The organism is Bifidobacterium sp. H6bp9 (assembly GCF_032193695.1).
Lineage (GTDB): Bacteria > Actinomycetota > Actinomycetes > Actinomycetales > Bifidobacteriaceae > Bombiscardovia > Bombiscardovia kimbladii.
This window is the reverse complement of the sequence record NZ_JASTZY010000015.1, coordinates 1-1,355: the sequence shown is the minus strand read 5'-3', so window position 1 is coordinate 1,355 and position 1,355 is coordinate 1. Positions and strand designations below refer to the sequence as shown.

The following is a 1,355-nucleotide window of genomic DNA, read 5'->3' as shown; positions in this document are numbered from 1 at the left end:
CTATAGGAACTAAACGCGTTGTTTTAGGTTCTGTGTGTGGGTTTGGTTGTGTGTTGGTCAGAGTGTGGTGTTGGGGTATCTGACTGGTGTGTGGAACTCGTTCCAGTTGATGGCGGTGCCGTAGTGTTCGGGCTCGTCCTGTTCCTGTCTGGTTTCCCGTTTGGGTGCTGGTTGTGGCTGGTGGTGTTCGTCCCTGATCAGGCTGGCGGGGTCGGGGTTGTCGGTTTTCATGTAGCAGTGCCATTCGCAGGCGCGTCTCATGTGGCTCTCGGGTAGGCCGTGGTGTTGCAGGAGGGTGCGTTTGATGGGTGGGTTGACTCCTCCTTCCAGCCGGTTGGTGGTGCGTTCCACTGGCCCGCCGGCGGTGAGTTCGGGTTCCAGGAAGGCGAAGAGCTGCCTGTCTTGGAAGAGGTGTTCGGGCCTGCGGTAGCAGCGGCGGAGTTCCTGGTGGGTCCACCACCAGGATTGGTGGCTGGCTTTGGGGTTGGCTGGGTCGTCCTTGGCCATGGTGCGTTCGTCGATGAGGGTTTTCCATCTTTCGTGCCAGGCGTTCAAGGCCTCACCCCAACGCACCGCTTCCTCGATGGTATGGACCCGGGTGAGCTGGTCGGAGAGTCGCTTGAGTTCCTTGCCGGCCTGAAGTCGTGGTTTGAGTGTCGGGTCGGTTTTGGTGTTGCGTTGCACGTGCACCAGGCAGCGTTGGATGCGCGTGCCCGGCCAGCAGGCATGGCAGGCTTTCTGCACGCCGCGAAGGCCGTCGGTGATGAGCACGTCGGGCCCGGGGATGCGGGAGAACAGGGCCGTGCAGGCCGCCGTGTTCTCCTGATGGCACCACTGCCAGTCGATGACCTGGCCCGTCTGCCCGTCGATCGCTATCAGGAGGCACCAGCCGTGTGCCATATACGTGCCGTCGGCCATGAGCGTGTGATGGACCACCCCGTCCGGTGTGATTGCCGGCTTGATGTTCCAGCACCAGCCGACCCGTTTACGCCAGGCCCTGGCGCCCATGGCCCCCATCTGTTCCCGGGTCCTGCCCGTCAGCAGCCGGTCCAGGAACTCCCTCAACTGCGCGGCGCGGGCCCGGTCCTGCCTGCGCGCGGTGGACGCGATCGAGCAGGACGGACACATCCAGCGCTGCGTGCCTGATCTGTTGCGCCCATGCTTGCGCATCCGCCCATGGCATATGGGGCAATGCCTGGCCCTCTTCGATCTGGTTCTCATTCCCCAATCGAACAGGAACGGGCACCCCTGCAAGACCCCTATTAACAACCCGACCTATTAACAACCACCCAACACGCTTACAGCCACAAGGCCAAACCCCCAACATAAACAACGCGTTTAGTTCCTATAGCCCA

Annotated in this window: 1 protein-coding gene; it reads right to left on the bottom strand. The window is 61.9% G+C overall.

Annotation, left to right across the window (positions count from 1 at the left end):
* Nucleotides 1–57: 57 nt before the first annotated feature.
* On the bottom strand, nt 58–1,221 hold the full coding sequence (locus QRX40_RS08640) for an IS1249 family transposase (RefSeq protein ID WP_313837710.1): 1,164 nt from the start codon (nt 1,219–1,221) through the stop codon (nt 58–60).
* Between the last annotated feature and the right edge of the window lie 134 nt (nt 1,222–1,355).